This window comes from Candidatus Solincola tengchongensis (assembly GCF_015711935.1).
Taxonomy (GTDB): domain Bacteria; phylum Actinomycetota; class Geothermincolia; order Geothermincolales; family RBG-13-55-18; genus Solincola_A; species Solincola_A tengchongensis.
In genome coordinates, this window is the sequence record NZ_JACVJJ010000072.1 from 1 (window position 1) to 8,860 (window position 8,860).

The following is an 8,860-nucleotide window of genomic DNA, read 5'->3' on the forward strand; positions in this document are numbered from 1 at the left end:
CCCGTGGTCTGCGAGCGGGCCATGTACGGCCCCAACTTCTCCTGGGCCCACGACTCCATCGGGCACACCCCTTGAGGAGGGAGCATATTTGTCGTGAACACCAGGAAGACGGACGGGAACGGGGGAGCGAGGAAGGACCGCGGGCCATCTCCGCTTTCCTTCTCCTGGGCCCACGACTCCATCGGGCACACCCCCTGAGGAAAGGAGGTCCGCGAGCCGGAAGAGGGCGGAACGGCGGGGCAGGGAAGAGTATAAAGGAGGGGCCATGGCTCGGCAGGACAAAATCTGCGGAGGAAACGATAAGGGAGTCCAGAAAGGAGAAAAACGGAAGGATAGAGGAGAAAGGAAGCTTTGGGGCTGAAAAAGGCGACTGGAAAGGTAGCGCATCGCAGGAGACGTTTGGCAAGAAAGGCATAGTGAGAACATCGGTGAACAGCGGCATCTTTACGGGGGAAGAAATCCATAGGGCATTCACCATAACGAAGACAATTCACGAGGTGGAGAGAGGGTCGGCGGTGGATGGATATAAGGCAATGAGGCGAATATGAATATAGCTTGGTGAGCCAAAACTTTTAAGATAATACATCCAATACAGAATAGTGTTCCATGCCTCTAGAATTCTCCGTTAGCCGCGAGGAATAGGGGACTAAACATCATCCTTGTAAAAGGAAAGAATTTGCCACGCTTGTGAATAAGAGCATATGACTATTAATACTCGAGGCTGAAGTGGCGTCAGATCATGGGATACGAAAGAGAACGGGGATTGTCTCGAAAAAGGTCAATAAGGCGGAAATACGTGAAAAAAAGGATTAATATAGACAAAACTTGACGTTTTTGTTTTAATTGAAAGGAGATGTAACCAGCGGGGAACAAGAGGGCGGACAGGGGTTTGGAGTGTGAGAAAAATTCGGGGCTCAATATCCCTGAAATATGCATTACGGTCGAGAACGGTTGAAGGGCTTCAACATCGCAGGCGCCTTAAGGGGTTAAGTCTGTGTAAATTCGCGGTTGGATGAAGAGATGCACCCCATGACAGCTTCCACGCGATCGAGGAACGATCAATACCCACTGTGGTTTTGGAAAGGAAAGGAAAGCAAGGCCTGAAAGGATAACATTGTCCTTCATAGAGCGGAAAAGAGAACGATTGTAATGTGTGAAGGGGAGCGGTTCGATCGGTGAAGGGCTGCCGCAGGTGGTGGAAGATAATGGCAAGGAGAAGATGGGGTTTCACTAAGACACGCTTAATCCATCCCTCGACCATTTCTGTCCCGCTGCTCCTCTCCTTGGTGTTCCTCATCTTCCCTCTCTCGGGAGGTTATGCGGCGGCCGAGGGAGAACCATCGGGCTGGGTAAACGTTACTCCTCCGGGAGTGACGGGAAGCGCGAGGGCGGTGACCGCGTTTGGGCGGGATATCGCCTGGGTGGGTTTTGCTGGCGCTGCGCCTGAAGATTCTGTCATGGTGAAGACGGTTAACGGCGGTTCCGCCTGGTATCCCCCGCACATCGAAACCTCCATCCCTATTGGAGGGGTGCTCCATCTTTCCGCAGTGGATGAACAGAGCGTCTGGGCGCATTACGGAATTTATGTGTTCAGATCATTGAATGGAGGGATGACCTGGGAAGAGAAGTTCGAAGGCTCCATGACCGCGCACCTGGACGACGTCCCCTTCAATCTCCACGCTTTGAACCGAGACACGGCTTTCATGGTGGAATGGACAGGCGGCGACATATTCGGTGAACATGTCAATTACACGGAGGTCAAGAAGATAGGGCCGGAGGGAGTCAAGACGTTACAGGTCCCTCCCCACGAGAAATACGGGGTTCCGGGCTTTATGCCCTGGGGGCCGCTGGACGTCCACCCGCTGGACGAGTCCGACATCTGGATGTGCGGGGTGGATCGCGATTATTCCGGCGGCGATCCGGAGAGCGTGGTGGGCCTCTTTTACAGGAGCGGCGACGGCGGGGCTACCTGGGAACTCAACGGGATACCCGGCACTTGCCTCCTCTCCGTCTGTCCCGTCGACGACGATACCGCCTGGGTGGCGGGTTTCCGGCGCCAGAGCTCCCCGACCGTGCGATATACCGGGGTTATCCTTAAGACCGTGGACGGCGGCCATACATGGGAGGTGCAGAAAGAAGTAGAGGGACTGGCCTTTGTGGACGTGTGCGCGGTGGATGGGGAGGTCGCCTGGGCGGCGGGCGTGCTATCCAAGGACATCTTGTTTGATCCTTACCTCGCGGAGGAGAGAGGCGGGATCTTCAAGACGACAAACGGCGGCGAGACCTGGGAAGAGCAGATAGCCCTCGAGGGAGGCTACATCGCCGATGTCTGCGCCGTGGACACCGCCTGCGCCTGGGCGGTGGGGAAGGGGACTTCCGGAAGCCCCCTGGTCCTCAGGACGGAGGACGGAGGAGACCCGCGGCCCGATCTGCTCTCCCTCGACCCGGGCGCGGCCCCCGTGGGACATGTGCTAACTCTGAGAGGAAAGGATTTCGGAGACCAGAAGGGTACGTCGCGCGTCATGTTCGGCTCGGTACAGGCCGAGGAGTGCCTTTCCTGGACCGGCGAGGAGATACGCGTGCGGGTTCCACAGGATATGGAGGGCATGGTGAAGGTCACCGTGGAGACTCCCGCGGGTACCTCCAACCCCCTGAGCTTCCGCTGCATGGGAGAGTTCAGAGTCGATTCGGTGTCTCCGACCAGGGCTCTCCAGCATACCGTGGCCCTGAGCCTGGAGCTGGAGGGAAACGGGTTCCTGCCGGGATGCTGGGTGAGGCTTGAGCGAGGCGGCCGGGTCATAGAGGCCTTTTCCTGCACCGTGGAGTCGGAGACGAAGGTGGGCGCCGCTCTCACCCTCTTCGGGGCCGAACCGGGCGCCTACGACGTGGTTGTCGTGAACCCCGGAGGCCAGGAGGCCCGCTTGCCCTCCGCCTTTACCGTGGAGGCGGTATGCGGCAACGGCTCGGCGACCGCCCTGCTCATGCTGGGCCTCGCCATGGGCCTGATCGCCGTCTCGTCGCCGAGGCTGAGGGCCGGAAGGAAGCGGGGCAACGCAGTCTGAATGAAGAGGCGGTCCGCCGAAAGCGAGGGGAACCGTGAGCGCCGGAAGAGGAGAGGGGGTGGAATCGATGGCCTGCGCTTTCGGGCTTCATGTCAAGGCGGCGCCGGATCGCGCTACCTTTTATGAGGAAAGACGGCTGGGTGCGACGTCGCGGGGGATGTACGGCGGCGCGCAGCAAGAGGGAGCGACGCGCGGAATGAAAGGAAGCGAAGGATGAATGCATGCGGAAGCTCAATACGCGTGAAAGCGCCGGGTGAAATAGCTGGTAACAATTGGTAGTTGTCGTTGAGGAGGTGGCCCTTTGGTTCTGCGGCAAGGAACACTGTTACGAAAATTGAAAGGCCCTCTCGCTTTCATCGCGGTGGCGGCTCTGGCACTCGCCTGGCTGCCGGGGTGCGAGGTCCTTCCCTACCAGGAGCCGGTGATCGGAGGCATAACCGTTCGCTACGATTTCGTCTCCACGGTGGACGGGCTGAACCTCCCCTGCAGCATCTACCTGCCGTCGGGATACGACCCCTCGCGCTCCTACCCCCTGTGGGTGGAGCTGCACGCCCTGGGCGGGATACCCCTCATCGACAACAACTGGATGAACATCTTCTCCAACATGATAAAGACGGTGGCCGACGAGAGGCAGTGGATAGTCCTCTCCCCCTGGGGGCGCAACCTGACCAGCTTCTACATCGACGGGGTGAACAAGGACGCGGGGCCCAACCGCGAGCCGAACATCGTGGACGGCATGTCCAGCCTGGCCGACTGGACGCCCGCAGGAGGTTCATGGTCGGCGACGGGGAGCACGATAGTGCAATCCGACACGTCGGCTACCTGGAAAGAACTGGTTAGAAAGGATTCCTCCGGCAAGGACTACGCCGTGCGCATCAGGTTCCGGGAGGTCAGCCGCCCCGGGAACGCGAGCGCGGTGGGTGTCAACGTCCGGCGCGACCCAGCCACCGGAGACTGCTACCACGTGGACCTCTATTCCGAGACCGTGAACGGGACCACCAGCAAGTACGTGCGGCTGTTCCGCATCTCCGGCGGGTCCTGGAACCTCATCTACCAGACCCCTTACGAGTGGGGTCCCCTGAAGCCGGGCGACCCGTGGATAACCCTGCGGGTGGGCACTTACGCCGGGTACCTGAAGGTCAACGTCAACGACAAGCCCATAAACCTGCAGCCCGGTGACGACTGCTCGCCCTACGGGGACGGTAGGGACACTCCGGAACCTCCCGTATCCGGAGAGGTCTCCGTCTGCAGCTACGGGGCGGTGCACGAGTTCGACGAGCTGCGGGTGCAGAACGAGCATCAGTACGGGGAGAAAGACGTCATAGACTGTATCCTGCAAGCCATGGAGAGGTTCAACATCGACGAGGACCGCGTGTACGTCTCCGGCCTCTCCATGGGCGGAACGGGGGCCTATGTCCTGGGCATCCACAACCCGGGGCTGGTGACCGCCGTCTCCCCCAACGCGGGGGCTTCCGACCTGGTCTACGATTACGCCTGGATGCGGGCGCATTTCCCACGCAATTACGGGTATCCGTACGCGGACGTGAACGATGCCCGGGTGCCCGACAACTGGGCGGCCATAGCCGGGAAGGAGGATGAGCCGGAAGCATCCCTGGACACGCCGCTCATGCGGGACAACAGCGCCCGTTACGTGCTGGAAAATCTCGCCAACATGCCCATCCGCATCGTGCAGGGTCTGAACGACAGCAACTTCCCCAACCAGTACCAGAACCTAACCGTGATGTGGTGGAGGCGGGAGAGCGCCACTCCGGGGGACAAGTGGTGGCTGGTGGAAGCGCCGCCGCCCTACTCCCCGGCCACGGCCGAATTCGCCAACGGGGGCGACGTGCACGCGCTACTCACCTCTTGGTCCGCCGTGGGGCCCTACTATTCCGAGTACAACACCAGCCCCTACGGGGGCCACGGCTTCATGGAACCCTACGGCGTGACCGCCGATTTCTTCCAGGCCCACGCACGCAACCGGCAACCCGACCGGGTGGCCTACAAGTCCTACGACGACCCGCTGTGCTCCTCCTACTGGATGACCTTGAGGAGGTACCCCGGCGCCGGGGAGGAAGCCGCTCTGGCTCGGGCGGAGGTGGACCGGTCCGCCGGGATAGTCAGTGCCCACGTGCGCAACGTTGAGGAGCTCACCCTGGACCTCTTCTGGGCGGGGTTGAGCCTTCAGCCGGGGAAGACCCTGAGCGTGCGTCTGGACACCAACACGGACCCCAGCGCCATTCCCGTGGTGGACCGGCTGGGCCGCACCGACCTGGTGCTGGTCCACGCTTGGGCCTCCGTTCCCGGGATGAAGGTGAGGTTGGACGGCGCGCTCCTGACGCCGGGAGTCGGTTACACCTTGGAGGGCAGTCGCTTGCGCGTTCCCGGTATAACCCTTGCCCAGGCGAGGACGCTCACCCTGGAGCTCCCCTCCCAGGTCCAGGCCAACCTCCTGACCAACCCCGGTTTCGAGGCCGTGAACCCGGATGGGAGCGTGCCGGGTTGGAGCAAGGTGGTGCTATCGGGGGGCAGCGCCCGCATGGAGGATCATGCCAAGATGTCCCACGGCGGAACCCGCTCCCTGCGCGTCAAGGACCCGGCCCCCGCGGGCGCGCCCTACACCTGCTCCTGGCGCAGCGACCAGGCGACGGGCATACAGGGGGGAGCGAACTACGCCCTGACCGGCTTCTACCGCACCCGACTGTTCAGGAAGGCCGCGGTGCGTGTCACCGTTTACTGGTACGACGCTTCCGGGACGCAGGTGGGCGCGAGTTCCCTTGACCTGGAGGCGCCCTCCGGTTATTCCACGCATGACTGGGTGCCCTTCCACCTCCAGGCACGGGCGCCGTCCGGAGCGGCCAGAGCCGCGGTTGGCCTGGAGACGGTGGGCGGTCCGGGCACGGTCGGGGGCGGAAGCGTGTGGTTCGACGACGTGGCCCTTTTCCGCGTGCCGTGAAAGGAGGGGCACAGGCATACGGGACGGGATCTCGAAAAGTGCGAACAAGGGCTTAATTAAAGCATATGTCCGGAAACCGGAACTGAAAGGTAAAGGCTTGACATCAGCAGCACTCCCGGTCAATGGAAAAGTTCGGTCAGTATGGACAGTGCGCCTCTGTGCGGCGAAAGCCTGGAAGCGGTACGGATGGATTTAAGAATCGGTATGGCTCACATCCGGGCAAAAGGGCGAGCGGGGAGATGGTGGGTGGAATGAACATGTTCTTTACGGGCTGTGACCGGTTTTAAATGGAGTGCCGACAGGGGGGATGCCAATCGGAAACATGGGGGAAACTCATAAAGCGGACAGGCGGTTGCGATGGTTCCAAATCGGTTTTGTTGCCGTCGCGACCCTCGGGTTTACCGTAGCCATGACTGCGTAGGGGGGTGGAAAGCGAAATGAGAAACGGAAGGGGTTTCGTGGCACGGGCTTTTGTCCTTCTCGGAGGGATGGCACTTCTTTCCATCGTGCTTCTGCCGCTCGCGTCCGGCAACTCGAGTGCCTTCTCCGCAGCGGAAGTGCAATCCGGATGGGAGGAACAGTCCTCGGGGACTTCCGCTTTCCTCACGGGTGTTTCCGCGGTGGATGCGCTCGACGTCTGGGCGGTTGGGCACGGAGTGGTCTTGCACACCACGGATGGAGGAAAGACCTGGAAAAAGGTCTACGAGAAAGCCTCCACCCACTTCACCGACGTGTGCGCAGCGGACAAGAACAACATCTGGTTCGTGGGCCGGGAAGGCGATCCCGGGACGGGCGTCAACTTCATCTCCAAGACGGAGGACGGCGGCGCTACATGGACGGTACAGTACACGGCAGCCGAGCCTTACGCCATCAACGCCATATCCGCCGCGGGGCCCCAGGTGGCCTGGGCTGTGGGCGCGCAGGGGATCATCCTCAAGACCGACGATGGCGGAAGGACTTGGGTCAGCCAGGTCTCCGGCACTCCAAAGGAGCTGACCTCGGTGTGCGCCGTGGATGCCAACACCGCATGGGCGGCGGGAATGAGCGAGAGCTGGAACTGGTACCCGGGGATATACCTTCTCTACCCGCCCTTCGTGGGTGCCCCCTACTACCCCATCATCCTCAGGACCCAGGACGGCGGCGCCAACTGGCAGGCCATGCAGACCGGGACCTACAGTGAGGGATTTGACGACATCGCGGGGATAGACTCCCTGCACGCCATGGCCGTGGGAAGGGATTACATATACTCGCCCATACCCATGCTCGCTTACGACTATTATTCCTCAACAGTATACCTGGCTCTGAACTACAGCGATATCTACACCGCCATCGCCACCCATAACGGGGGGATAGTGTGGATGAAAGTCCCTGACGTGGCTTCCTACGCGAAAGAGGTGGAGATGGTAGATGCCAACACGGCCTGGGTGGTGAGCTTTTCGGGAGGCTCCAGAATATACAAGACCTCCGACGGGGGCTTATCCGTGCGCGAGCAGCATGTGACCGACAACACCAAGATGGTGGAGGACATCGACGCGGTGGATTCCCTGCACGCCTGGGCGGTGGGAAGCGGCGGGCTCATCCTGCACACCTCCAACGGAGGGGATTCCGTCCCCGACCTGGTATCCATCACGCCGACATCGGGCATGGCGGGGTCCGTGGTCACCCTAACGGGATGCGATTTCGGGACCGAAAGGGGTACCTCCTACGTGTCCTTCGGAAACGTCCAGGCCTCGGAGTACCTCTCGTGGTCGGACAAGGAGATCGAGGTCAAGGTCCCGGAGGGGGTGACGGGGACGGTACAGGTCACGGTGACCACGGCTCAAGGCACCAGCAACGGGGTGTCCTTCACTTCCTCCGCCTTCGTTTTCCCCTGTGGTACGGGGAGCGCCACTGCCCTTCCGGCGCTGGGGCTCGCCCTGGGCATGCTCTCCTTGGCCGGCGCGGTCGGGAGGAGGACAAAGAGGAGGAGTCTGGCTTAAAGTACGGGGTTTTAGCCGCCGGTCGCCGATCGGCATGACCTCATACCCCTCGGTGCGGACATGCCGTGGGTGACCAGGAGGAGTACGTGGCCAGGGCCCTGCAGCTCGGACTCTCCGAGGTGGGGCCCTCGATCACTTCCCTCCTTCACCTGCGGGACACCGGCTTGAGCATGGCCCTGGAGGAACTCCCCGAGCACGTGGATCTCGGCGCCGCAAAGTGTTTACGTCTTTGCGGCGCCTTTGCCGTCGATCGCCTTCTCGCGTCGTCTTCGCTGTGAGCAAGGCCCTCATTGTCCGGGCGGATGAAGCTGCGGTTGACGGCTGGATTTGCCTCCTTAGGGAAGTATTATTAGGTTTGGGAAAATCGAACGACCGACCCGCCATCCTGACGGGACGAACGGGTGCAGCGGCTTGAATACAGTGGCCTATCGTGCTGAAGCCGTGCCTATACGGCAGGCGATATCGGGTTTGCAAAGAATCGAGCAGTAGCCATGCCATCCAGTAAATGAAAGCATGTTCAGCATAGGAAAGGAATGTCGCACTTCTTCTGATGTCGTACAGGTTTGTTCGGCGCTTTGGGGTGTGAAAGGAGTCAGGAGGTGCTCTGTCATCCTGGAGAAGCAAGCGGATCCGTCAAGCCGAAAAGGTGATCTATCTCACTGATGCCGGCAAGTTTAAGAATTGAGAAAGAGATAAAACCCCCTGCTCTCTGATCAAGCAACCAGATTCGATGTGGGGAGTGTGTGATCAGTATAGCTCTCCGATTGACTTTCCGTGGGGCCGGGAGTATCATCATAAACTAACTTGCTGGTGGATATTGACAACCGAATACCTACCGCTAAAGGCGATGAAGGGGAGGAGTA

5 protein-coding genes are annotated in these 8,860 nt (G+C 60.7%); all 5 read left to right on the forward strand.

The genetic code is table 11. The features are described from left to right. The first annotated feature begins 71 nt into the window (after nt 1-71). The gene (locus tag H7007_RS06235) at nt 72-548 is read left to right on the forward strand and encodes a hypothetical protein (RefSeq protein WP_287153967.1); all 477 of its coding nucleotides are present in this window, start codon (nt 72-74) and stop codon (nt 546-548) included. Nucleotides 549-1,610: 1,062 nt separating this feature from the next. Then, nucleotides 1,611-3,062 (forward strand): IPT/TIG domain-containing protein, encoded by a 1,452-nt coding sequence (locus tag H7007_RS06240; protein ID WP_287153969.1) that lies wholly within the window; start codon nt 1,611-1,613, stop codon nt 3,060-3,062. A 334-nt stretch (nt 3,063-3,396) separates the two neighbouring features. Further along, on the forward strand, nt 3,397-6,018 hold the full coding sequence (locus tag H7007_RS06245) for an alpha/beta hydrolase-fold protein (RefSeq protein ID WP_287153971.1): 2,622 nt from the start codon (nt 3,397-3,399) through the stop codon (nt 6,016-6,018). Nucleotides 6,019-6,455: 437 nt separating this feature from the next. Next, the gene (locus H7007_RS06250) at nt 6,456-7,997 is read left to right on the forward strand and encodes a YCF48-related protein (RefSeq protein WP_287153973.1); all 1,542 of its coding nucleotides are present in this window, start codon (nt 6,456-6,458) and stop codon (nt 7,995-7,997) included. A gap of 65 nt (nt 7,998-8,062) precedes the next feature. Continuing rightward, nucleotides 8,063-8,275 (forward strand): hypothetical protein, encoded by a 213-nt coding sequence (locus H7007_RS06255; RefSeq protein ID WP_287153974.1) that lies wholly within the window; start codon nt 8,063-8,065, stop codon nt 8,273-8,275. The last annotated feature ends 585 nt before the right edge of the window (nt 8,276-8,860 follow it).